This window comes from Litoreibacter sp., assembly GCF_058136045.1.
In genome coordinates this window covers 465,792-490,020 of record NZ_JBYVDD010000008.1, presented here as the reverse complement: position 1 = coordinate 490,020, position 24,229 = coordinate 465,792, and the positions used below count along the sequence as shown (strand labels likewise).

The following is a 24,229-nucleotide window of genomic DNA, read 5'->3' as shown; positions in this document are numbered from 1 at the left end:
TCACGACTTCTAGGCTGCGAGCCAGTCCTGCATCGCGGCATTGACCGCATCAGGCTGCTCTAACGTCGGCAAATGCCCAGCATTTGCCACCACGTTCAGCTTTGCTCCGAAAATCAGGTCCGCCATAAACTGGTGGCGGGCCACGGGGCACAAAGCGTCATATTCCCCGCATAAGATCAGCGTCGGGATGCGCATTTTTCGTAAAACACCCTGCTGGTCAGGACGGCGTTGCAACGCGCGCGATTGGCGCAAAAACACTCCCTCTCCCATATCCAGCGCCATAGTCATCACCAGATCCAACACCGCTTGGCGGTTCGGTCCGGGTGCCAAGTAATCTGGCTTCATCTCCTCGCGCATCACATCCACGAGCGAGCCAGCCATTACGCGCACAATCTGAGGTTCGCGCAGTGCTGCATATCGCGGGGTCTCAGACAGTGCATTGGTGTCCATCAGCGCCACGCGCGTCACCCGCTGAGGCGCGCGCCGTATCACTTCCATCGCCACAATGCCGCCCATCGACAAGCCCGCCAGCGCGAATGTTGGGGGCGCACACGCCAGCACCTCTGCGGCCAAAGCCTCAACCGTATCATGGCCGGAAATTGGCGCGAGGTGTATGGCACGCGCCCCGCCAAAGGCCTTGATTTGCGGCCCAAAGAGCCGCCCATCGCACATCATGCCCGGCAATAAGACCAGAGGTTCATTCATCGCCATTCTCCGCACCCAGCTCAGCAAATGTTCTAAAACCACAAGTAAGCTTAGAAATTATACCCATAGCGCCCACTAAAGGTTTAAAATCAACAAGTCGTGGCATCACGCCCGGCTGAAATGCTCTGCTCTGCATCAAACTCTCCTTCGTCGATCATAGTTCTTTAGCAAACAACGAAGGTTTGCAATTGCCATTCAAGGCAAGCTCACTAATGCGGCCCCGTTCCAGCCGTAACGCTGGCATGGTAAGCGATCTTGAACCGCGCCACATAAAGAATAAGTCCCACCGATTATCAGCTCCAGCCCTTCTGCGCGCATGACCAATTCTGGCCCAAGTCCCAAATACATTTCGGGCAAACCTTTACGGGCAAAAATCGACGACAAAAAGACATCAACCGAGCAATTCGCCGCTCCGCAAAAGGGGCGAGGCATTGCGCCCGGACAGGTCACCGCACTCCAGTCGAGCACAATATCCTCCCGCCCATCGCGGTCCAAATCCCCACGCAACAAGTAATTCGACGTGGCCGATGCGGCACCGCCACACCCCTCAAAGATATAAGCATCTACCGCTGCATTCAGGTCCACGCGAGGTGCAGTTTTCGCCTTGATCGCGCAAAATTCTAACGCCTGAGAAATAGATTTAGCTGCGCCGATAGTATCTAGAACCACGCGCCCGCCCGCGCCTGTGCGAATATCCATTGGCGTACCGGATTGCAAAGCCGCCACCAAAGGGTCCGTTAATTGGACGTGCTGCTCCCATGTGCCGATCAATTCATTGCCAGTGACCGCGGGCAAACGGTAGCCCAACGCCCCGACCACGATCATCACATCCGTGCGTGCACCGCCGCCAAAGCTCTGCGCTCCGATCAAATCTGTGCTCAAATACAGGCCCATCTCCCCGGGCTTTGTCAGCGACGGCTCGACGTTCCCAGTCACCATCGGATCCAACCCTTGCGGCGAGCGCCCACCGCAAAACACCTCAAAAAGCCCTGCCCCAGCAGTCGAACTAAGCATCGCCGAGCCATAATAAAATGAGCCGTCGTCGCTATTGTTAACTTGCCATCCGGCCCAAGAAGGAGTGGCTAACATCATCAAAAGACACAGCAATCTAGCCAGAGGTCCATCCTCCATCGACCAAGATCGAGGTGCCTGTTACCATCGAAGACGCCTCTGAGGCCAGATAGACCACCGCCCCCATGATATCCGCAACCTGACCAACGCGCGGTAGTTTGATTTTGTCGTCAATCCACGCGCGCTTCTCGGGATCGGCAAATGTTGCCTCGGTTAAAGGGGTCAGAATGAACGTCGGGCAGATCGAGTTAACGCGAATATTGTCCGGCCCCCACTCGATCGCCATGGCTTTGTTAAACCCCTCGACGGCATGCTTTGTGCCACAATAAACCGCGCGTTCCTGACCGCCGACATGGCCCATCTGACTGGAGATTTGAATAATCGACCCACCGCCCCGTACCCGCATTTGCGCCGCAGCCTGTTGCGCCAAAAAGTAGGCGGCCTTCATGTTGATCGACACAACCGCATCGAAGTCGTCGGGCTGCGTGTCTTGAGCTACACAATGGCGCGCATGGCCTGCCGAATTGCACAAAATATCGAACGGGCCGTGATTTTCAAAAGCCGCACGAACCGCATCTAAATCCGTCACATCTAGGGACAAGCCACTAACCTTAAGGCCAGCCGCAGCCATCTCGGCAACCGCAGACGCCACTTGATCAGCGCTGCGCGCGGCGACCACCACCTCGGCCCCTGCCTCGGCCAATGCCACCGCGCAGCCAAGTCCGATTCCGCGTGATCCACCGGGCACGAATGCCCGCTTTCCCTCAAGCCTGAACGAAGGGGTTTTAGGTAGCGTCATCTAGGTTTCTCCCGTCCATGCCATAGGGATAGCGGGTTGCGCCACCCCGCGATAGGCCGGAAAATCCTCATACCGTTTTTTCCGTGTTGCCTTGTTCTCTGGCGGCTCTGCCCCTGTTGCGACCAACTTTCCACGCGGCGCGATGTAGCTTGAAATCGTGCGGCGCGAGGTTGGCTCCCACGTCAAGTTAAAGGCCGCGAGCTTGGGGAAATACCACTGCTCGGAATAGGGGATGTGATCGTGTATCCAATAGGCCAAGTCACGCCAGTCGCGCCCCTTGGCGTATTGGTCTGCGAACCACGGAATGATGATGGTGGCCCCGCCAATTGGGGATGTGCGGGATCGGTCCCAGATATGGCATTCTCCGGGGTAATCATTTCGCGCACAGTTCAGTTTATGTGTGTTTCCATAGTGGTTTAGCGATGGGGAGCGGTAGCCAGAGCGCACAGAGACGCAGCCAAATGTCTCGTGCAAAGGGTCCAGTAATTGGGTACAAAATGCCCGCCCAACCTCAAGCACCAGATCCGGGTCTTCAGGGATATTTTGCTGTTCGTGGAAGCTGGAAATCTCAGAGAAAAGGAACTCGCGCATGAAGAAATACTTGGACAGCCGCTCGCGGCCCAAGCTTTCCAGCGACCACATGGAGGCGGGCTTACGGCGCGTCAAAACCGTTCCACCGAAATGCGCCATCGCCCTTTCGCAAGGGTGAGAACGGATTATGCGCGACCTCCCAAACATGCCCGTCAGGGTCCGAAAAATAGCCGTGATGCCCGCCCCAGAATACATCTTGCGCAGGTTTGAGAACCTTTCCGCCAGCGGCTTCGACCTCGGACAAGATCACGGCCACATCATCCTTGGCGCGCACGTTATGGGCCAGCGTTATGCCAGAAAAGCCCCCGATCTCGCGCGGCTCAATGCCCAATTCCGCCGCCAGCCCCGCCTTGGGGTAAAGCCCCAGCGTTTGGCCGATCATATCAAAGGCAATCACCCCGTCAGGGCTTTCCGTACGGGTCCACCCCAACGCTTCGTAAAATGCGGCAGAGGCATCCATGTCAGTCACCCCAAGCGTGATAAGGGATACGCGTTGCTCCATCTAATTCAGCCCTTCAATCCATGTTTTCAAAAGCTTAACCGTGCCATCCGTTTGTCCCGGGCTCAGAATATCCCCTGCAATGACGTGGTTAAACGGATCATCCCCCGCGCCCATCACCCGCGGAGCCAGTTGTACCGGACCGCCCCATTTGGTCGAAATCGCGCGGGTGGTTTCCGGTGATACAACCCCGTCTTGGTCTGAAAATATGAACAGCGCAGGCGTGCTCACCTTGCTATAATCGGCCTCCCGCGCGTATTTTACCAGCGCCGCCATCGGGATCAGCGCTGTCGTCGGGTAAAGTGTGGTCCAATATTTGCCATGCGCCTCATTAAGCGGCGCAAAGCTACGCTCCGCCCCAGCCACAAGGGCCGCCCAACTGCGCGCCAGAGGCCACTCCAAAATGACCGCCGCAGGAGAGCGGACGCGGAAATTTGGCGAAATCATCGCGAGGCCTTTGACCCGCTCCATCAAGGCCGGATTCGTCGCCGCGATGGCCGCTGCCGTACCCCCCGTTGAGGTCGCGATAACGATCACCTCCTCGCCAATGGCGCGCCCGATGGCCAGCGCTTCGGCCGCATCCATCATCCAGTCGCCCGCAGACGGCTCCGCCATTGCCAAGCTCCCGCGCCCGTGCCCAGCCAAGCGCGTGTAGAAAAGATTTGCGCCCAATTGTGCGGCCAGCTTGTCTGGCACCGGGCGGATTTCCTCTGAAGTCGCCGAAAATCCGTGGATGTAGACAATTGACAAAGGCGTCTTTTTACCTACGTCCCCAAACCAGATAATGCGTTTTTCCACGCCCTGCGTGATGTCATCGAATTCGGCCTCAGAGGCCGCCAGATATGCATCAATATCACCACCTAACAAACTGTTATCAAAAGTAACATCTGCGCCCGCCGGTTCCCGAGGGGCCAGAAGCCAAATAGCGCCACCGATCACAACCAAGGCCAGCAGAACACGGCCAAGCCATTTACCAAACCTTTGCATCAAACCCTCGCAAGCACGCTGTTAATCGCATTTTCAATCAGCTCCAGCGCTGGTCCATCTGAGAACCGGTGGTCCCCACCTTTGAGCAATACCAGCCGCATATCCGGCCCCTCCGCGTGATCCAGCAGGCGCAACGCCACGGACATATCCACATCCGCATCCGCCGTGCCTTGCAAGAAGCGTACCGGAAATGGCAGCGGCAGCGGTGCGCGCAAAACAAGATTTTCGCGCCCTTCCTCGATCAGCCGCTTGGTGATGATATATGGCGCGCCATAATCCGAGGGCAGCGCGACTTGCCCCGCTTCCAGCTCGGCCTTTTGGGCATCTGTAAAGCCGCCCCACATGCTGTCTTCGGTGAAATCCGGCGCAGCGGCGATCGTCACCAACCCCGCAATGCGCGACGCAATGCGCTGCGTCATCAACAGCGAAATCCACCCGCCCATGGACGAGCCAACAAGCACCTGCGGCCCCTCAGTCAAAGCCTCGATCGCCGCCTGCGCGTCCTGCGCCCAATCACCGATAGCCCCGGCAGTAAATTCGCCCGAGGATTGCCCGTGCCCGGAATAATCAAACCGCAAAAACGCGTGGCCCTGCGCCTTGGCCCATGCCTCCAGATGCACGGCTTTGGTGCCATCCATGTCGGATTTGAACCCGCCCAGAAACACCAGTCCCGGCTCTGTTCCTGAATGGCGATGATAAGCGATGCGGCGGCCCTGCGGCGTGTCAAAGTATTCGGGCATTAGCCCTCCTGAAAAAATCGTTACCCTAAAGCTAGCGATTGGCGCACCCGTTGCAACCCAATCACCCTGCTTGCGCAAAATGTCTTGCTCCGCGCCCTCTTTACCTTAATCTAAGAGGTCACATCGGTGAGTTAAATACTTGGGGCCTGAATAAAATCTCTGCACGCTTTGACACTGACGCGAAACGCGGGCTGGCACTTATCAGCCCGACGGCTGTCTATGTTTTACTGTTGCTGGCTGTTCCGCTGGCGACCATTGTAGCCTTTAGTTTCTGGACACAAGACTTCCTGACCATCGACCGCACCCTGACGCTCAACAATTACCGCGAGGCCTTCAGTGACCCGATTTATCGGGTGTTCATGCTGCGCTCCTTATGGATTTCCGGCCTTGTGACAGTCGTCACGGTCGTCCTGGCCTTCCCCATCGCCTATTTCGTGTCCTTCCACGTGCCACCCGAGCGCAAATCCTTGTGGATTTTCCTTATCACCATCCCATTTTGGACCTCTTACTTGCTGCGTGCGTTCCTTTGGAAAGTGATCTTAGGGTTCAACGGCGTGCTGAACTCTGGCTTGCTGGGAATAGGCGCAATCGACGAGCCGCTGACCTTCATCCTCTACAATTCCAACGCGGTGGTGATCACGCTGGCCCATGCCTTCGCGCCCTTCACCATCCTGCCAATCTACGTGGCATTAGAGAAAATCGACCGCTCCCTGTTAGAGGCCGCCAAAGACCTTGGCGAGGGGGCCGTGCGTACGTTTACCCGCGTCACCCTGCCCCTGGCCATGCCCGGCGTGGTGGCTGCGACGTTGATCGTGTTCATCCCGACCATCGGCGATTATGTAACCCCGAAACTTGTCGGCGGACCGAACGGATTGATGATCGCGAACATGATCCAAACCCAGTTCCTCAAGCTCAACAATGCACCCATGGGGGCCGCGCTCTCGGTGCTCGCCATGGGCGCGGTGACGTTGATTTCGCTGATATTCCTGTTCATGAATCGCAGGTTCCTGAAATGAACTGGTTGCGCGTCTACGCCATTTTTTACCTTATATTTCTGTATCTTCCGGTACTTTTACTGCCGATCTTCTCGTTCAATGATGCGACCGTGATTGCCTTCCCGCTCAAAGGGTTCACCACCCAATGGTTCAGCCAACTGTCAGAGATCGAGGCTTTACATGGGGCCCTCAAGAACTCGCTCTTCATCGGATTAGTAACCGCCACACTGTCCACGATCCTTGGCATTTGCGCCGCGCGGGCCTCGACACGTTACCGCTTCCCGTTCAAGGCCCCGATCATGGGTGCCATCATGTTGCCCCTCGTTTTGCCCGAAATCATCGTGGCCGTATCCTTGCTGGTGGTGCTGCTGCAACTGGGGTTCTCACTGACCTCTTGGACCGTGATCATGGGACATACGTTGATCTGCACGCCTTTCGCGATTGCCATCCTCAGCTCCTCTTTCCAAGGGCTGGACCAATCCCTAGAGGAAGCCGCGATTGATCTGGGCGAGACCCGCTGGGGGGCCTTCTCCAAGATCATCCTACCGTTGGTCAGCCCCGGCATTGTAGCGTCCTTCCTGATCGCATTTACCATCTCGATGGACGAGTTCATCATCGCCTTTTTCCTGACCGGCGCGGACCCGACCCTGCCAGTTTATATCTGGGGCCAATTGCGGTTTCCTAAGAAATTGCCCACCGTCATGGCGCTTGGCACCTTGCTGCTGCTGGCATCGCTGGTGTTGCTCAGCATCGCAGAATATTTCCGCCGCCGGGGTGTAAAACGCACCGGGGCCAAAGACAGTGGAGGGTTCTTATGAGCTCCATCATCTCCCTTTCCGGCATCCAAAAATATTACGGCGACTACCACGCGTTGCGCGGCATTGATCTGGAAATTGAGCAAGGTGAATTCTTCTCGCTGCTCGGGCCATCGGGCTGTGGCAAGACCACCCTTTTGCGCGTGATTGCAGGCTTCGAGGATGTATCTGACGGCGTTTTGCTGATCGACGAGGCCAATATGGCTGGCGTTCCAGCCAATAAGCGCCCGACCAATATGGTGTTCCAAAGCTATGCCATTTTTCCGCATCTAACCGTCGGCCAGAACGTCGCTTTCGGGTTGCGTAAACAAGGGCTTAACAAGGCCGAGATGACCCGCGCCGCGGATGAAGCCTTGGAAATGGTAGGGCTAGAAGGCTACGGCGACCGCGCGGCGCACGCCCTGTCTGGCGGACAGCGACAGCGCGTGGCATTGGCGCGCGCATTGGTGTTGAAGCCCAAAGTTTTGCTGCTGGACGAGCCGTTATCAGCGCTCGACAAGAAGATGCGCGAGCAGATGCAAGGTGAGCTGCGCCGCTTGCAGCGCCAAGTGGGTATTACATTTATTCTGGTGACCCATGACCAGGAAGAGGCGCTGATCATGTCGGACCGCATCGCTGTGATGTTTGAGGGCGAGATCGCACAAATGGCCTCCCCGCAAGAGTTATATCGTCGCCCCTCCAGCCGTCGCGTGGGGGAATTCATCGGGGTGATGAACTTCCTCGAGGCCAAGCAAACAGACGTGCAAGAAAACTTCATCAAGCTTGATATAGAGGGCTTGGGGCCGGCGGAAATTTCAATAGACCAACTGCCCGAGGGCGCGCGCGCCACTGCCGATGTTGTGGGTCTGCGCCCCGAGGCCTTGTCGATCCTGTTCGACGGCCAAGAGCCGACACTGGACGCGCGCAGCCACATCACCAACGCCACGGTCCAAGACCTCGCCTACTATGGCGACATGACTTACTATGACGTGACCCTCGACGGCTCCACCACGCCTGTGACCATTTCCATGAAAAACCTGATCTCGCGGCCTGTGCTAGAGCGTGGCACAAAAACACGGGTTCAGTGGGATGAGCGCTCCCTCGTGATTTTCGCCGCTTGACGGCTGCGCGCCTTAGGGCCATTTAGGCGCGACACATAACCCGCAACCGGGCGTTCCGTGGGCGCCAAACTGACGAGGAGCCAAGCAATGGCCTCTATCTCCCTAACTTTTCCTGACGGCAATTCGCGCGACTACGAGGCGGGTATCACCCCTGCCGAGGTCGCCGCCTCCATCGCCTCCTCGCTGGCCAAAAAGGCCATCTCTGCGACCGTGGATGGCGAACATTTTGATCTGGCTTGGCCGATTGAAGCCGACGCCAAGATCGCCATCAACACCATGAAAGACGAAGCCCCCGCGCTGGAGCTGATCCGCCACGATTTGGCGCATATCATGGCACGCGCAGTGCAGTCTTTATGGCCAGATGTGAAGGTCACTATTGGCCCGGTTATTTCCAACGGTTGGTACTACGATTTCGACCGCACCGAGCCGTTTTCCTCGGAAGACCTTGGCGCCATCGAGAAAGAGATGAAGAAGATCATCAACCTGCGCGACGCCGTTCGCACCGAGATTTGGGACCGCGCGCGGGCAGTGAAATTCTACGAAGACAATGGCGAGCCTTACAAAGTAGAGCTGATCGAGAGCATCCCCGGCGACGAGCCATTGCGCATGTATTGGCATGGTGAGTGGCAAGATTTGTGCCGTGGGCCGCATTTGCAACATACGGGTCAAGTTCCCGCCGATGCGTTCAAACTGATGTCTGTCGCAGGGGCCTATTGGCGCGGCGACAGCGACCGCGCAATGCTGCAACGCATCTATGGTGTAGCGTTTCAGAACAAAGAAAAACTCAAAGAATACCTACACTTCCTAGAGGAAGCTGAGAAACGGGATCACCGCAAACTGGGTCGTGAAATGGACCTGTACCACATGCAAGAAGAGGCTCCGGGTCAGGTCTTCTGGCATCCGAACGGCTGGACCATCTACACCACTTTGCAAGATTACATGCGCCGCAAACAACGCGCTGGTGGCTATGTTGAAATCAACACCCCGCAGGTTGTAGACCGCAAATTATGGGAAGCATCAGGCCACTGGGACAAGTACCAAGAGCACATGTTTATCGTCGAAGTCGACGAAGAACACGCCCGCGAGAAATCCATCAACGCGTTAAAGCCAATGAACTGCCCGTGCCACGTTCAGGTCTATAACCAAGGGCTGAAATCCTACCGCGACCTGCCCCTGCGCATGGCCGAATTTGGCTCGTGCAGCCGCTACGAGCCATCCGGTGCGCTGCATGGCATCATGCGCGTACGCGGCTTCACCCAAGATGACGCGCATATCTTTTGCACCGAAGAGCAGATCGAGGGCGAATGCGCCCGCTTCATCGAGTTCTTGGCCTCGGTCTATAAAGACCTTGGGTTCGAGAAGTTTGAGATCATGTTCGCCACTCGCCCAGAGAAGCGCGTCGGCTCCGAAGAATCGTGGGATCACGTTGAAAACGCTTTGGAAAATGCCATCAAAGCCACTGGGCACGCCTATACTTTAGATCCCGGTGAAGGCGCATTTTACGGCCCCAAACTGGACTTTAAGCTGACCGACGCGATTGGGCGTGAGTGGCAATGCGGCACGTTCCAAGTTGATCCGAACCTGCCCGAGCGCCTTGACGCCAACTATATTGGTGAAGATGGCGCGAAGCATCGCCCCTATATGTTGCACCGCGCGACGCTGGGCAGTTTTGAGAGGTTCATTGGCATCTTGATCGAAACTCACGCGGGTAAATTGCCGTTCTGGCTGGCCCCGCGCCAAGTTGTTGTGGCCTCGATTGTGTCCGACGCCGACGCATATGTGCTTGAAACTGTTGAAGCTTTGAAAGCTGTTGGCATCCGCGCCGAGGCGGACATTCGCAACGAGAAGATCAACTACAAGGTGCGCGAGCATTCGGTCGGCAAGGTTCCGGTCATCTTGGCGGTGGGCAAGAAGGAAGTCGAAGACGGCACCGTGACCGTGCGCCGTTTGGGCGAGAAACGCACGAATGTGGAAGAGCTAAGCGCGCTGATCGAAACCTTGCGTGCAGAGGCTTGCCCACCGGATTTGAAACCCAGCTAGATTAAAGCAAGGCGGCCTGCACATCTTTGCCCCAACCCAAATGAAGCGTCCCGTTATCAATAACTGGGCGCTTCATTAATGTGGGGTTGGCCAAGAGCTGATCTATGGGGTCTGCAGCACGCTCGGAGCCCGACATTGCACGCCAAGTGGTGGAGCGGGTGTTGACCAAAGCGTCACCAAAAGCATCCAAGAACCGCTGTAAATCAGCGCGCTCTAACGGGGTTGCACGCACATCAATAAACTCTGCTTGTGGCAATAATTTCAGCACTTTTCGGCACGTATCACAGGCCTTTATTCCGTAAAGTTTCATCATATCACCCCTTTGATTCCCAACGTTTTATGCGCTTCGACACAATAATTGTCCATAACTCGCCTATGGGAAGTACTTGTAGATCAACACCTTACTTAGTGGAAAGGCGGCGTTAATTGTTAGTTAAATATCTGTCATTGAAGTTTTTCAATCATCGCTTAGTCTATTCTTTGTGAGACAGATTCCGGTTTTCGGCCTTCTTCTACCCAGCAGATGCCCAACTTGAAATACACTGCTACACCAAGCCGCCGCATAGTGCGGGCGGGTCTATGAGGGAGATACGCGAATGGCCACAGGCACCGTAAAATGGTTCAACACGACCAAAGGCTTCGGATTTATCGCGCCTGATGATGGCGGCAAGGACGTTTTCGTGCACATTTCTGCCGTCGAGCGCGCCGGGCTGACCGGACTTCGCGACGACCAGAAAATCCAATATGACATGATCGAGGGCCGCGACGGACGCGCCTCGGCGGGCGATTTGGTTGCTTTGGATTAAGCGATCCACCGACGCATAAACACCCAAAAGCCCGCCCGTTTTGGTGGGCTTTTTTTGTGGGATTTGAGCGGTGATTTCGCTGTCTGCAAAGGGTCAGCAAAGCGTCGGCTTTTCGTCGGGCAGTGTGTGGGGTGGGGTTCACCCCGCCATTATGTCATCGCGCGGCGGGGATGGATCGGGCGCGCATGGTGAGACAATGAGCCCCTACAGATTGCTAAGAATTCTCTACTTCTATAATCAGCCGATTTCTATAATCAGCCGATCGACCCAAGCCTTGGAGTATGTGTAATCGCCATGGGCTTTGTGATACATACAATATGTTCCATTCGTCTTTGTAGGATCTGGTGCATTACCTTCAGGGCGAATTTTGTGTTTTTTCCATGCTTTGGTATGAGACGTCACAGGGAAAGACTTTCCTGTTTTCTTACCCACCATCTTTGCGACTATTGATGCTTTGTAAGGGTAAAGGTCGTCTCCTGCTTTGTGCTTCACTAAGACATTGGCAATTTCTTTCCCTTCAGCGGATTCAGGGTTAGCAAATTGAACATGAGCCTTGGATTTCGAAGAAGACACTATCGAGTATATAACTGAAAACTGATATTCGATATCCTCCCTCTGCTCCGGAGTCTTAGCGTCCATCATCTCTCTATTTAAAGCTTGAATTGAGGGGGGGATATCGTGTTGAATGAGTTCTTTAAGCTGCTCCAAGCCAGGCTTGGCGAATTGGAGGCTAAAGCTAAGTTCATTTTGCAGCGAAACCTCAGGGCCGAATAATTCGCACAACAGTTTATCGAAATTTAAACAATTCGCTTGAAACACCCCCCCCCACAAACTGTCACTTTGCTCGAGCATAGAATGTTCAACTTTATCCCTTAACCGCTTAACATCTTGCAGATTCAAACGTACGCCTTCAGAGATTGGACAATCTTCGCGCGCAATCATTTCGCTCAAAGCAATCGAATACCCATTCTCCTTAACAATTTCCACATCATTCCTATGGTAATACTCATGAAACAAATAGGTCCATGCTATATTGCTTAGGACACAAAACAACTCAGACTTGAAGGAATGGGCTGGGCTATTGAAAACTTGTACAGCTAAGATCATAGCCTCCCTAGCTCTAATCAGCCGTTCGTGCTCATACTGATTCAAACCTGTCTTCGGGTTGTAACTGCGCTTAATACGAAGAAATCTCTCCACATCTCCATCCGACGCCATGCCTTGAGTCACGTCGTTTTTAACGCCCGTAATGCGCGCGCTATTTATTGTCACTTTTCTACCAAAATTCACAATGGCCTGAATATCTTGATTTCGCCATTTTTTCTGAAGCAGACGTTTAACAATTTTCTTTTCTGGGCCGTTAAGCGAGCCCCCTTTTTTTTGAACAGCCAAAAAATATTCTCAATGTAATTATTTGCATTGAGAATAACTTTTTATTTGCCATCAACAACCCCCTTAAACTCGCGCCATTCGCCTTTGCTCATGCCGGAGGTTTCTTGCGTTACTTCCTCGCCTGCGATCATGCGGCGGACGCAGTCTACCGCTTTGCCGGACAGTTGTGCGCCGCCTAAGCGGTAGTCCTCAAACGCGCCGTAGGCGGCGGGGACCCAGTCGGCGACGACCTTGCAGATTGCATCGGCGTAGACGCGGATCTCGTACTGGGCGTGGCTGTCGGCGCGCAGGCGTAAGAAGTGGAACAGGTTGTGCAAATCCACCTTCCAGTACCATTGCGTGTAGATGTTGGCGGGCAGGTTCATGCGGGCCAACTCGCGCGCGAGGCCGTCTTGGCCATCATCTGAGATCATTGCCTCGTAATTGTCATAGGCGCGGGTGCTGTCAGCCTTGAGGATTTCCAAAACGCGTGCGGATTCATCGGGGTTTAACTGTTTACCCCTACCTTGGTTATTAACGACGGATTGCGCGTTGATATGTTCAGGAGCCGGTATGTAGAATTCACGATCAAGGATAGAATAACGCGCAGAGTATTCGTTGACGTTGGCAGTCCGGTGCCGGATCCATTGGCGCGCCACGAAGACGGGCAATTTGACGTGGAGTTTGATCTCGCACATCTCGAACGGGGTGGAGTGCCAGTGACGCATCAGGTAGCGGATCAGGCCCTCGTCGTTTTGCACTGTCTTGGTGCCTTTGCCGTAGGAGACGCGGGCGGCTTGGCAGATAGCAGAATCGTCGCCCATATAGTCGATGACGCGGATAAAGCCGTGGTCGAGAACCTCGTGGGCGGTATAGAGGTGTTGCTCCATCCCCGGAACGGTGGCGCGCATGGTGGTGTGTTGTTGCGAGCGCGCATCGGCAATGGCCTGCGCTTGATCGGGGGAAATGGGCATGTGCGTGGCTCCGCGTCTGAGGGAATCTAGGATTGAAACCACATATTGCGTCAAAATAGGGGGCTACATCAAGATGATGTTATCATTATTCACGAGCGCGGACCAATTCATCGAAGATATAGGCGATTGTTTAGCAACACTCCGCAATTCGCCCCTGCCTAGGCCCTGAACGACATTGACTTTTTTCCTTTCTCGACGGATTTTCGACCTCAAATACGCATAAGCGCAATTTCCGGGCAGTGAGGCCATATTCATGATCGTTCAAACCGTAGCCAAGGCCCTTGGCATTCTTTCTGTATCCGCCCTGCTCGCCTGTGGCGGATCAGGCTCGAATCCGGTTACTGGCGGGACGGTGGACAGTGACATTGACGCGACCGACCCGAACACCACCACCGGTCAAAAATTCGCCTTTGATAGAGCACTAGGGCTGGTCGCCAACTCCATCGAATTTATTGAGAACGATGCGGCCGACCCGAGTGATGACCAATTGGTCATCAACAACGTCCCATTCGACACGACCACTGGCGAATATGACCGCACCGGAACCCTTCCAAATGGCTGGGGATTGTACCAAAATACCGAACGCAATCTTGAAGGGCGCCTTCAGTACTTCGCCGTATTCAATCAATCCGCGACCAGGGATGTGGAGGGCGGCGTTGTCGCGTCTCCCCAATATCGCGGGTCTATCGGCAACGCGGGCGCAGTAATTCGCCGCTCCAGCACGCCTGTGGCCCTGCCCGTTGCTGGCATCTTCAACTACAACGGCTCTTATTCCGGCATTCGCGAACTCGACAACGACCTAGACACCACCGGCACAGTTCCGGGAATTACATTGGTCACAGGCGACGCGACTGTGCGCGTGGACTATGGTGACTTTGATGTGACCGGCGATATTGTTGGCTCTATTTTTAATCGCAACGTCTATGACGTGAACGGCAATCTCTTGGGCAGCCTGACCAACGTCAGCCTCGCCGAGGCACTGATTGACCGGCCAACACAAACCATCAGCGAGAGCACTGCCAGTTCTACCGATAGCTCGTTGACTGGCATTTGGGAGGGCGTTTTCGGAGGTCCGACCGGGAATGAAATAGCTGCCTATGTCATTCTCAACGGCACCACCCCTTCCACCCCCGGCGCAAACCCGGGTGACCCTTCCACCCCCGGACTTCCGGTGCGTGAGTTGGGCGTTTTGCTGGTTGCCCAATAAAATACTGCGGGGCTTTGCGCGGGGGGCGCGGGCACTGCTGATTGCACAAGCATTCATTCATCCAAGCGCAACCGTGGGGCAAGCAGACCCCGCCGTCGTCTCTATCGCGCAGAGCCGGGATCTGGCCTTTCGCCTGTTGTCGCAAAAGCAACCATCAGCCGCCAAGGCAATCGCCCAAGCTCTGCTTCAGCGTGACCCGGAAGATGTCAAAGCGCTGCTCATCCTTTCGCGCTCCGAGCGCCTTTTGGAGAATAGCCAAGCGGCTAAACAGGCGGGAAAACGTGCGTGGCGGATTGCCGAAACCCCGGAAGATCGCTTCACCGCCGCCATGTTAACCGCGCAGGCAGTTTCATCCTCAGGCAATAAAATCGGCGCCCAGCTATGGCTGCGCCGTGCCGCGGGCGCGGCCCCGAATGACAAACTCAAAAACACTGCCGTGCGCGATCTGCGCTTTGTACGTGGCACCAGCCCGGTGGCCTTGCGGTTTGATCTATCCGTGGCCCCGTCGAGCAACATTAACAACGGCTCGAAGTCCGACACCATCGAGATTGTCGGCCTGCCCTTTGCCATTAGCGGCGACGCGCAGGCCCTGTCAGGCATCGAGTACACCTTTGGCACCACGCTATCCTACAAACTGCCCAAAAAGGGTGCATGGGACGTGACCGCGAGCTTGGGTCTCGACACCAAATTCTACTCACTCACCTCCAGCGCCAAGGCCTTGGCTCCCGGCGTTTCCGGCTCGGATTACGCCTTCCAGCAAGTGGACGCGATCCTGTCCGCCCAACGCCCCGACCAGAACAACAAAGGCGCGACAAGCCTCTACCTGAAGGCCGGACAAAACTGGTATGGCGGCTCTGCGCTGACCCGTTTTGCCGGTGTTGGCATCGGGCGACAAATCAAGGCGGGCGAGCGTTCCAGCCTGTCGTTCAACCTTGGAGCCGAGCGACAATGGCGCCAAGACAATGACTTACGCTCCGCCGATGTGCTGAGCACCAGCGCCACTTGGGCGCATGGGTTGACCAATGGCGGCGCGATGTGGATCACCGGATATGCCAGCGATACGGTCTCCGCCTCCGCCTCTGTGGCGCAAGAAACTTTGGGTGCGACCATCCGCTATGCCCATGGCAAACCAATTTTTGCGGGCACAATGCTGGAGATGTCGCTGGGCTATCAGGTCAAGAGCTTTGATCGGGCACAAGCCCCCTTTGCACGGCGCGAAGATGATACGGTAAACGCCTCGGTCAAGATGATTTTCAACGACCTCGACTACATGGGGTTTGCCCCGACTGCCGAGGTCACCGCAAAGCGCAGCACCTCGACGCTTGGCCAGTTTGACATTGATGACTTCGGCCTGAAACTTGGTCTGAGGTCCACCTTCTAATATGAGCAAACCGATACCCACCACCCGCCGCCTAGAGCGCGCGTTAGGCGACTTCATTCGCACGCGGATGCAAGGCTGGCTGGGCGAATTGGTGATGTTTTTCCTCAAGCAAGGCTGGGCTGCCTTGTTTGGCATATTGTTCCTTATTGCGTTAATCGGCACCAAGCTGGTTTGGCAAGATGACTGGGCAATGCAACGCTATGACGGGCTGTTCATCTTTGCAGTAACCACGCAAATTGCCATGCTGTATTTCAAGCTGGAGACATGGGACGAGGCCCGCGTTATTTTACTATTCCACGCCACGGGCACCGCGATGGAGTTGTTCAAAATCCACATGGGATCATGGTCTTATCCGGAGCCGGGCTTGTTTGTGATTGGCGGCGTGCCGATGTTCTCGGGGTTCATGTATGCCTCTATCGGCAGCTACATCGCGCGAGTCATTCGTATTTTTCAGATGCAGTTTGCCCCCTACCCGCCGCTATGGGTGACGTTCCTTTTCGGGGCCTTAATCTACGTTAATTTCTTTGCCCACCACTTTGTGCCTGATATCCGGCTGGGCCTGTTTGCGGGGTCGCTGATCTTGTTCGGGCGCACGCGTATCTGGTTTTACGTCGGACAAGCCCCACGCTGGATGCCGATGCCTCTGGCGGCTTTTCTATGTGCATTTGTGGTTTGGATTGCCGAGAATGTCGGCACCATGACCGGCACTTGGATATACGCAGGCCAATCGGGGATGCAGATGGTCAGCTTTGCCAAAATGGGGTCATGGTATTTGCTGCTCTGGGTGGCCTTTGTGACCGTCACCATTGTGTCGCGCAACGCGCTGTCGCGCGCCGCGATGCGGCCAGAAGCTAAGGCCTCGCCTTCCGCGCAGGAGACGCTAGACTAGGGGCGAAAGCATAAGGAGCCCGCCGCTATGAAAGTCGAATTTCTGCACACTATGGTCCGCGTAAAAGATCTGGAAAAATCCATCGCGTTTTACAAAATGCTAGGGCTGATCGAGCGCCGTCGCATGGATCACGAAGCCGGGCGGTTCTCGTTGATTTTCATGTGCCCACCCGATCAGGCCGACGGGCGGGCCGATGTGGAGCTGACCTATAATTGGGACGGCGATGACGGGTTGCCCGCGGATGGGCGCCACTTTGGCCACCTCGCCTACCGTGTCGAAAATATCTACGAGATGTGCCAGACGTTGCAAGATGCAGGCGTGGTGATCAACCGCCCGCCGCGTGATGGGCATATGGCGTTCATTCGCTCGCCTGACAACGTCTCGATTGAGCTGTTGCAGATGGGCGAGAGCCTGCCTGCGCAAGAGCCTTGGGCCTCGATGGAGAACACCGGGCATTGGTAGTTTAGGCCCGTAATAAATAGCCCCATAAGGAGATATCAACCGCGTGAACCAGATTTTCACTGACTTTGATTTGCCGCTTTTGGTTGCGGCAATCAATATGGGGTTCGCCCTGTTCATGGGCGCAATAATTGGCTCGGAGCGCCAAATTCGCGGTCGAATGGCGGGTTTGCGCACCAATGCTTTGGTGGCACTTGGCTCGGCCGGATTCGTGACATTCGCGGCGCTGTTCCCCGAGGACATCAACCCAACCCGCGTGGCGGCGCAGGTGGTGTCGGGCATCGGCTTTCTGGGGGCCGGCATCATCTTTCGCGACGGGTTCAACATCCAAGGTATCAACACGGCGGCAACGCTGTGGTGCTCGGCGGCGGTCGGGATGATGGCGGGAACGGGCCACCTGCCCTATGCAGCGGTGTTGACCGGATTGATCGTGTTCATCAATCTGGCCCTGCGCCCGCTTGTGCGCTTGGTGAACTCAATGACCACGGCAAAACCGCGGCGGGACCGTTTATTTCAGGTGAAGCTGCGATGTCTGGGCGTGGATGAGCCGGAAATGCGCGCCCATTTGGTAGCCACATTAAGCGGCCAGAACCTGTATCTACACGAGATTGAAGTCACCACCGATGCGGACGTTTCCGAGATTACGGCCCGCGTTCATGGCGAGGGATCAGCGGAGCATGATATCGAGCGCGCCATGGGGCAAATTGCGCTAGAGACCCGCGTTATGCGCACCGAGTGGGGCATAGCAGAGGACTAGCTCATCGCGATGAGGGCAGCCCCGATACGCCGCCCCTCGGACAGCAGCACATTATAGGTGCGGCACGCGGTTGGGGTGGCCATCAGCTCAATGCCGATGCGGGCTTCATCCAGCGCGTCCCGCAGGTCTGTGGGAATGTGGGCAATCTCGGCACCCGTGCCGATGAACAGCACATCGAGATCGTTGGCATGGCTCAGGATAGTGTCGCGATCATCAAATCCGGCCCAAGGAAGTTGCCCCGTGGGCAGCAGCAGAACGCCGCCATAAATCACCTCTCCGGCGATGCGAAAAAAGCCGGGGCCGTAGCTGTCAACGGGCGGAATATTACCAAAGGTGGATTTAGATAATTGCATACTTTCAGTCCCAAATTGGCAGCCCCATAAGAATGGCCAGCCCGATTATGCCATAGGCGATATTGCGATAATACGCCTCAAAGCGCGGAATAAACATCGCCTGCCCTAATTTGGAGCCGACGCCGTATGGAACCAAAAGCAGGACCCCAAGAACCAACGCTTGCGTGCTCAAGATGCCTTGCGCAGCCATGCTGGGCAGCAGACTTAGGCTACTCAAGGTCAAAAACACCAAAGAGTTCGCGCGAACCCGTGCAACCGGATCTGAGCCACTGAGTTGAAACAACAACATCACAGGACCAACAAGCCCCGTGGCCCCACCAACAAACCCGGTGGCGACCCCGACACCCGCCTGAGTTCGACGCAAGCCAGAGACCTTTTGCCGCCAGCCACTCAACAATGCGGCAAGGGTCACCGCGGAAACGCCCATGACCGCCCACCGAATATGGGTCACATCACTGGTGCGCAGCAGGTAGATACCGACGGGGGCACTCAACGCCGCAAAGCCAATCATGGTCAAAACTGAGGGCTTGTCGATTTGCCCCCATGCGCGCGGCACAAGGGTCACAAGAGAGGCCAGCGCGGAGAGGGAAAAGGTGGCCACGGCAAGTTCTGGCGTCCAGAAGATCGTTGCCACTGGCATGAAAACCAACGCAGATCCGAAGCCCGCAAAGCCGTAAACGATGCCCGCAACAATGGTGATACACACAACCCAGCCCAAGCCCGGTTGGGCAAGGGCTAGAGCCAGTAAATCAAGCATCAATGTTGGCGTATTGCCCGCCGGCGTTGGGGTCTTTCTTCGACCAGTCACGCTTGACGCCAAGGAACAGCAGGATCGTCGAGGCCACAAATACCGAGGAATATGTCCCCACGATAATGCCCCAGATCATGGCAAACACGAAACCACGGATTACGTCCCCGCCCAGCACGAACAGCGCAATCAGCGCCAGCAATGTGGTGACCGAGGTCATCATGGTGCGCGACAGGGTTTCGTTGATCGACAGGTTCAAGACCTCGGACAAGTCCTTGGTTTTATACTTGCGCAGGTTCTCGCGAACCCGGTCAAATACCACCACGGTATCGTTGATCGAGTAGCCAACAATGGTCAAAAGCGCTGCGATAATGGCGAGGTCAAACTTGATCTGGATCTCCGAGAAGATGCCAAGCGTCAAGATCACATCATGCACCAAAGCGACGACCGCACCGACGGCAAACTGCCACTCGAACCGCATCCAGATATAGGCCAGAACAGCCGCAATCGCCAAGGCCACGGCGATGGCAGCGGTTTGGATCAACTCGCCCGAAACCTTGGGGCCAACGGATTCCACAGACGGGAATTTCATTGCCGGATCAATGGTATGCAGCGCGGCTTCCAGGGTGGCGATGGTCTCGGAGGTCACGGCCTCGTCGCCCTCTTGGGCCTCGATGCGGACCATGGCCACGTTTTGATCATCGCGGAATGTCGGATCGAACACCTCGGTGATCGAGATATCGCCCAAACCCGCAGGCTCCAGCGCGGCGCGGTAGGCGGCGACGTCAACGGGTATGGTGCTTTCCGTGCGGATCGTCGTGCCGCCGCGAAAATCAATGCCGTAGTTCAGGCCTTGGATCAGGAAGGACGCGAAGCCCACGATCACCAGCACCGCCGAGATGCCCAGCCAGAGGCGCCATTTGCCGAAGAAATCCCATGAGGTTTCCGAGGGGACAAGTTTCAGTCTCATGTTAAACCTCTATCGTTTTAGGGCGGCGGCGCTCGAACCAGAACACGATGATAAGCCGCGTCACATAGAGCGCGGTGAACACCGATGTCATGATACCAAGGCCCAGCGTGATGGAGAAGCCGCGCACGGGGCCGGAGCCCATCACGAACAAGATCACCGCCACGATGAATGTGGTGACATTGGCGTCAAGGATGGCCGACAGGGCTTTCTCGTAGCCCAGCTCGATCGCGCGTGCGGGGCCTTTGGAGGTCTTGAGTTCTTCGCGGATACGCTCGAACACCAACACGTTGGCGTCCACCGCCATACCGATGGTTAACACGATGCCCGCGATGCCCGGAAGCGTCAGCGTGGCCCCGATCAGGGACAGCAAGCCGAAGATCAACCCGACGTTGATGATTAACGCGATATTGGCGAAGACCCCGAACAAGCCGTAGCTGAGGAACATGAAGACCAGCACGCCAAGGAAGGCCACGATGCAGGCGATTTTACCCGCGTCGATGCTGTCTTGGCCCAACTCTGGACCAATGGTGCGCTCTTCTAGGAAGGTCATTTTGGCGGGCAACGCGCCAGCACGTAGCAGCACCGCAAGGTTGGTGGATTCAACCACTGAAAAACTGCCCGAAATCTGGCCCGAGCCACCCGTGATGGCCTCGCGAATGGACGGCGCAGAGATCACCTCACTATCGAGCACGATAGCAAACGGAGCGCCTACATTTTCACCGGTGAAGATGCCAAACTTACGCCCGCCCGACGGGTTGAAACGGAAGTTGACCGAGGGCGACCCGTTTTGGTCAAAGCCCGGCTGCGCATCGGTCAGATCATCGCCGGTGACGACGGGAGTTTTCTCTAGGATGTAATATGTGCCCTGCTCTTGCGCATCCACGGAGGGCACCAGAATTTGACGCCCAGTGGTACGCTCATTGGCATTTTGCGTGCGGCCGACAACGGCGTTAAAGGTCAGCTTGGCGGTGGTGCCGATGATGTCTTTCAACTCCGAGGCGGATCCAACGCCCGGCACCTGAATAAGGATACGCGTGTCACCTTGGCGCTGGATCGTTGGCTCACGGGTGCCGACCTCATCGACGCGACGGCGGATGATTTCCAGCGATTGCTGCATGGTGCGATCATCTGTGGCAAGGCGCTCGGCCTCGCTGAGGGTCACGGTGATGATGTCACCCGCGCCCGACACCTCAATATCATTGCTGCCGACGCCAGTCAGGCTGGCCACCGGAGTGGCAAGGCCGCGCACAAGCGTGATGGCTTGATCCAGCCCCGCAGGGTTGGAGATTTTGACCCGCAACGCGCCCAATTCGGCGTTTTGGCGGCGGATGGTGCCGATGGTATCGCGGGCGTCACGCAGGGTATCGCGCACTTCCAGCCACATGCCATCCATGCGGTCCTCGTAGACGTCCTCGACCTGCACTTCGGCCAAAAGATGCGCCCCGCCCCGAAGGTCGAGGCCCAGATTAACCAGCGATGAGGGCAAAAAGCCCGGCCAGCCAGCGGCATCAGCGGTCAGCTCTGGGGTGGCGGGGGTGCCCGCCTCCAGCAAGGTCACGGCGTCATTGTGACGCTCGACCGACGTGTAGAAGCCGTTGGGCATGGCAAGCGCCAGCCCGACAAGCACGGTCAGCAGGATCGTGACCCGCTGCCAGAGAGACATCTGAAGCATGGTTTATTTCGCCGGTTCGGTTTTGCTAATGACCGAGGCCAAGGTCGATTTGATCACGCGAACTTTCACGCCATCAGCGATTTCGACTTCAACTTCGCCATCTTCTTTGACCTTGGAAACCTTGCCCAAAATGCCACCCTGAGTGATCACTTGGTCGCCACGGCGCACGGCCTCGACCATGGATTTGTGATCCTTGAGCTTCTTTTGCTGCGGGCGGATCAACAAGAAGTACATGATCCCGAAAATCAAGATCAGCGGAAGGAAATTGGTGATGGCGCTTGCAGCGCCCCCGGCGGCCTGTGCGTAGGCAGGTGTAATGAACATCTGCGGTCCTTTTATCTATGGGCCATTATCGGCCTTTGTCAGTTGCGGCGCACCCTACGGCGAGCCTGCGGAGGGTGCAACGGGTTTACGGGTGTATTATTGGCGTCTACCCTGAGGTGGGTATTGAGAACGATATATTGAAGGCGCAGAGCAAATTGAATGCTGGATAATGACCAAAAAGCGCAAATCGCGCGCATAGACAGCCTGATTACAACGGCAAAGGGCAGCTGGTTTGCCTTGCTGTCCTATCTTGCCTTCGTTGGCGTCACCTTGATGGGGGTCGAGGATGCGGATTTCTTCATCCCATCGCGCCAAACCGAATTGCCAATCATCGGGGTGTCTGTGCCGACCGCGCTGTTCTTTTATGTGGCTCCGATATTAGGGGCGGCCGTCTATGCGTATTTTCACTTCCATCTGTTGAAACTATGGGAGCAACTCTCGATGGCGCAGGAGCGCATGGATCATGCGCCGCTCTCGGATCATATCGCGCCTTGGCTGATTGCAGATTACGCGCTTGCGCAGCGCACAGACGGGGCCTTGCGGAAACGTCCCTTGGGTAGGCTGGCGCATTATGTGGTTGGTGGGCTGGCATTTTGGGCGGCCCCGCTGGTGCTGGCCGCATTCTGGTTCCAATCTATGCCAAAACATGACCCGTGGCTGAGCGTGCTGGCCATTGGGGTCCCATTGCTGTTGGCCACTTACGTGGGCAAAAGAAGCCATGAGCAACTGGTGAGTTTGATGAAGCCCAAGGGCCACGTTCGGGCCGTCGGGAAGGTTGCGTGGCTGTTTGTAACAGTCGTGACATTGCTGTTCGGGCAAATGGCATCCTTTATTGGGATTTACGATGATCGCCCACGGATGCTGGGGAGAAGTAACAGGGTGGAATGGCCGGTGTCTGCCAACTTGGCGGGGGTGGCATTCACAAAACTCCCCGATGACTGGCAAAGCTTTGAGATCGCCCGTAACACCTATCGCCGCACTTGGTGCAAAGAGCGCGGGGTGTCCGTGTTGGCCTGTGGGGAGGCAAATTTTTCAGGGTCAATTATAACAGATGATTTGAAGCATTTTCGTGATCAGTGGTGCACGGAAACCCTCAAAGCCATCGGGAATTGCCATAGTTATTTCAAACGCCTCGATCAAAAATTCGCCACCAATTGGAAATTGGCCCGATCAGCGTATCTCGCAAAAGCAGAGAAAACAGATCTGAGCAAGAAAGACCTCAGACGGGCAAACCTCTCAGGTGCGCACTTGGAGGGGACAAACCTCAGAACGGCGAACTTGGAACGGGCAAACCTCTCAGATGCGTACTTGGAGGGGGCAAACCTCAGAGCGGCGAACTTGGAACGGGCAAACCTCCGAGTGGCGCACTTGGAGGGGGTAAACCTCCGAGTGGCGCACTTGGAGGGGGCAGACCTCACATTGGCGCACTTGGAGGGGGCAGGCCTAGGAGGGGCGCACTTCGAGGAGGCAGACCTCACATGGGCGCACTTGGAAAGGGCAGACCTCGAATACGCACACTTGGAGAGGGCAAATTTCACAGAGGCGTACTTGCAGAGGGCAGACCTCAGAGGGGCGCACTTGGAGGGGGCAGACTTCACAAGAGCAAACTTGGAAGGGGCGGACCTCAGAGGGGCGCACTTGAAGGGCGCAAACTTCACATGGGCGAACATGGAAGGGGCGGACCTCGGAGGGGCTTGGTTGGATGCCCGTACATCTCTATTTGAGGCTTCTCTCCAAGGCGCAGCATTTTGGGATGCGGATTATTCACCTATATCATGGAATCAGGCACAAATTGACAGCGCGTTTGGCGATGCATCTGTGATCTTACCCTCTAACTTGAGCCGCCCCTCGCATTGGCCGGATTGGAAGTTGAACTCCGCCGAGTTTCGCATCGAATGGCGCAAGTGGCAGGGCGATCCTGCCTCTTACATCCCGCCTAAAAAGCCGTCATAAGGCGCTTTGAGATATAACCAACA

At 56.2% G+C, this 24,229-nt stretch carries 26 protein-coding genes; 11 read left to right on the top strand and 15 right to left on the bottom strand.

All coding sequences use genetic code 11. The features are described 5' to 3' along the window. Positions 1-9: 9 nt before the first annotated feature. The 7 genes from AC3Y7R_RS14575 to AC3Y7R_RS14545 form a co-directional block, all read right to left on the bottom strand. Positions 10-705, bottom strand: a complete 696-nt coding sequence (locus AC3Y7R_RS14575) for an alpha/beta fold hydrolase (protein WP_490042778.1) — start codon at positions 703-705, stop codon at positions 10-12. Positions 706-900: 195 nt separating this feature from the next. Continuing rightward, entirely contained in the window at positions 901-1,719 is an 819-nt protein-coding gene (locus tag AC3Y7R_RS14570; RefSeq protein WP_490042777.1) for a hypothetical protein, read from the bottom strand. Positions 1,720-1,813: 94 nt separating this feature from the next. Continuing rightward, positions 1,814-2,575: an SDR family NAD(P)-dependent oxidoreductase gene (locus tag AC3Y7R_RS14565; RefSeq protein WP_490042776.1), complete on the bottom strand. Its 762-nt coding sequence runs from the start codon at positions 2,573-2,575 to the stop codon at positions 1,814-1,816. Continuing rightward, positions 2,576-3,217 carry a hypothetical protein gene (locus tag AC3Y7R_RS14560; RefSeq protein WP_490042822.1) on the bottom strand — a complete coding sequence of 214 codons (642 nt, stop codon included), beginning with the start codon at positions 3,215-3,217 and terminating at the stop codon, positions 2,576-2,578. A 10-nt stretch (positions 3,218-3,227) separates the two neighbouring features. Continuing rightward, entirely contained in the window at positions 3,228-3,668 is a 441-nt protein-coding gene (locus tag AC3Y7R_RS14555; protein WP_490042775.1) for a VOC family protein, read from the bottom strand. After that, on the bottom strand, positions 3,669-4,652 hold the full coding sequence (locus tag AC3Y7R_RS14550) for an alpha/beta hydrolase (protein ID WP_490042774.1): 984 nt from the start codon (positions 4,650-4,652) through the stop codon (positions 3,669-3,671). After that, positions 4,652-5,392 (bottom strand): alpha/beta hydrolase, encoded by a 741-nt coding sequence (locus tag AC3Y7R_RS14545; protein WP_490042773.1) that lies wholly within the window; start codon positions 5,390-5,392, stop codon positions 4,652-4,654. The genes AC3Y7R_RS14550 and AC3Y7R_RS14545 overlap by 1 nt, the downstream gene beginning before the upstream one ends. A gap of 191 nt (positions 5,393-5,583) precedes the next feature. Between AC3Y7R_RS14545 and AC3Y7R_RS14540 the strand changes: the two genes are divergently transcribed. From AC3Y7R_RS14540 to thrS, 4 genes are all read left to right on the top strand, one after another. Continuing rightward, complete coding sequence (locus AC3Y7R_RS14540; RefSeq protein ID WP_490042821.1) at positions 5,584-6,408, top strand: ABC transporter permease; 825 nt, start codon at positions 5,584-5,586, stop codon at positions 6,406-6,408. Continuing rightward, positions 6,405-7,205, top strand: coding sequence for an ABC transporter permease (locus AC3Y7R_RS14535; RefSeq protein ID WP_490042772.1), 801 nt, complete (start codon positions 6,405-6,407; stop codon positions 7,203-7,205). The genes AC3Y7R_RS14540 and AC3Y7R_RS14535 overlap by 4 nt, the downstream gene beginning before the upstream one ends. Then, positions 7,202-8,302, top strand: a complete 1,101-nt coding sequence (locus AC3Y7R_RS14530) for an ABC transporter ATP-binding protein (RefSeq protein ID WP_490042771.1) — start codon at positions 7,202-7,204, stop codon at positions 8,300-8,302. The genes AC3Y7R_RS14535 and AC3Y7R_RS14530 overlap by 4 nt, the downstream gene beginning before the upstream one ends. Positions 8,303-8,389: 87 nt before the next feature. Beyond that, entirely contained in the window at positions 8,390-10,342 is a 1,953-nt protein-coding gene (gene thrS, locus AC3Y7R_RS14525; protein ID WP_490042770.1) for a threonine--tRNA ligase, read from the top strand. 1 nt (position 10,343) lies between these two features. On the opposite strand, the gene AC3Y7R_RS14520 is transcribed toward thrS, so the two are convergent. Beyond that, positions 10,344-10,652 (bottom strand): arsenate reductase family protein, encoded by a 309-nt coding sequence (locus AC3Y7R_RS14520; RefSeq protein WP_490042769.1) that lies wholly within the window; start codon positions 10,650-10,652, stop codon positions 10,344-10,346. A 286-nt stretch (positions 10,653-10,938) separates the two neighbouring features. Here AC3Y7R_RS14520 and AC3Y7R_RS14515 point away from each other — a divergent pair, with 286 nt between their 5' ends. Next, positions 10,939-11,148, top strand: coding sequence for a cold-shock protein (locus tag AC3Y7R_RS14515; protein WP_490042768.1), 210 nt, complete (start codon positions 10,939-10,941; stop codon positions 11,146-11,148). Positions 11,149-11,385: 237 nt separating this feature from the next. Here AC3Y7R_RS14515 and AC3Y7R_RS14510 read toward each other — a convergent pair whose 3' ends face one another. After that, a complete protein-coding gene (locus AC3Y7R_RS14510) occupies positions 11,386-12,540 on the bottom strand; it encodes a DUF3644 domain-containing protein (RefSeq protein WP_490042767.1) in 1,155 nt (384 codons plus the stop codon). Between the two features lie 41 nt (positions 12,541-12,581). Beyond that, positions 12,582-13,493: an FAD-dependent thymidylate synthase gene (thyX, locus tag AC3Y7R_RS14505; RefSeq protein ID WP_490042766.1), complete on the bottom strand. Its 912-nt coding sequence runs from the start codon at positions 13,491-13,493 to the stop codon at positions 12,582-12,584. 253 nt (positions 13,494-13,746) lie between these two features. On the opposite strand from thyX, the gene AC3Y7R_RS14500 reads away from it, so the two are divergent. From AC3Y7R_RS14500 to AC3Y7R_RS14480, 5 genes are read left to right on the top strand one after another with little or no spacing between them, the layout of a single operon-like run. Next, complete coding sequence (locus AC3Y7R_RS14500) at positions 13,747-14,700, top strand: hypothetical protein (RefSeq protein ID WP_490042765.1); 954 nt, start codon at positions 13,747-13,749, stop codon at positions 14,698-14,700. Beyond that, the gene (locus AC3Y7R_RS14495; protein ID WP_490042764.1) at positions 14,690-16,081 is read left to right on the top strand and encodes a tetratricopeptide repeat protein; all 1,392 of its coding nucleotides are present in this window, start codon (positions 14,690-14,692) and stop codon (positions 16,079-16,081) included. Before AC3Y7R_RS14500 ends, AC3Y7R_RS14495 begins: the two co-directional genes overlap by 11 nt. 1 nt (position 16,082) lies before the next feature. Next, positions 16,083-16,970, top strand: a complete 888-nt coding sequence (locus AC3Y7R_RS14490; RefSeq protein WP_490042763.1) for a DUF817 domain-containing protein — start codon at positions 16,083-16,085, stop codon at positions 16,968-16,970. Positions 16,971-16,997: 27 nt separating this feature from the next. Next, positions 16,998-17,432: a VOC family protein gene (locus AC3Y7R_RS14485; RefSeq protein ID WP_490042762.1), complete on the top strand. Its 435-nt coding sequence runs from the start codon at positions 16,998-17,000 to the stop codon at positions 17,430-17,432. Positions 17,433-17,475: 43 nt separating this feature from the next. Next, positions 17,476-18,186, top strand: coding sequence for an MgtC/SapB family protein (locus AC3Y7R_RS14480; RefSeq protein WP_490042761.1), 711 nt, complete (start codon positions 17,476-17,478; stop codon positions 18,184-18,186). Here AC3Y7R_RS14480 and AC3Y7R_RS14475 read toward each other — a convergent pair. The 5 genes from AC3Y7R_RS14475 to yajC are packed head-to-tail and all read right to left on the bottom strand — an operon-like array spanning position 18,183 to position 22,253. After that, entirely contained in the window at positions 18,183-18,539 is a 357-nt protein-coding gene (locus AC3Y7R_RS14475) for an Mth938-like domain-containing protein (RefSeq protein ID WP_490042760.1), read from the bottom strand. The two genes, AC3Y7R_RS14480 and AC3Y7R_RS14475, sit on opposite strands and share 4 nt — an antisense overlap. A gap of 4 nt (positions 18,540-18,543) precedes the next feature. Then, entirely contained in the window at positions 18,544-19,296 is a 753-nt protein-coding gene (locus tag AC3Y7R_RS14470) for a sulfite exporter TauE/SafE family protein (protein WP_490042759.1), read from the bottom strand. Next, positions 19,289-20,257, bottom strand: coding sequence for a protein translocase subunit SecF (gene secF / locus AC3Y7R_RS14465; RefSeq protein WP_490042758.1), 969 nt, complete (start codon positions 20,255-20,257; stop codon positions 19,289-19,291). Before secF ends, AC3Y7R_RS14470 begins: the two co-directional genes overlap by 8 nt. A gap of 1 nt (position 20,258) precedes the next feature. Then, complete coding sequence (gene secD / locus AC3Y7R_RS14460) at positions 20,259-21,929, bottom strand: protein translocase subunit SecD (RefSeq protein WP_490042757.1); 1,671 nt, start codon at positions 21,927-21,929, stop codon at positions 20,259-20,261. A gap of 3 nt (positions 21,930-21,932) precedes the next feature. Then, entirely contained in the window at positions 21,933-22,253 is a 321-nt protein-coding gene (yajC, locus tag AC3Y7R_RS14455; protein WP_490042756.1) for a preprotein translocase subunit YajC, read from the bottom strand. Positions 22,254-22,412: 159 nt separating this feature from the next. Here yajC and AC3Y7R_RS14450 point away from each other — a divergent pair, with 159 nt between their 5' ends. Continuing rightward, complete coding sequence (locus AC3Y7R_RS14450) at positions 22,413-24,206, top strand: pentapeptide repeat-containing protein (RefSeq protein ID WP_490042755.1); 1,794 nt, start codon at positions 22,413-22,415, stop codon at positions 24,204-24,206. Positions 24,207-24,229 lie beyond the last annotated feature (23 nt).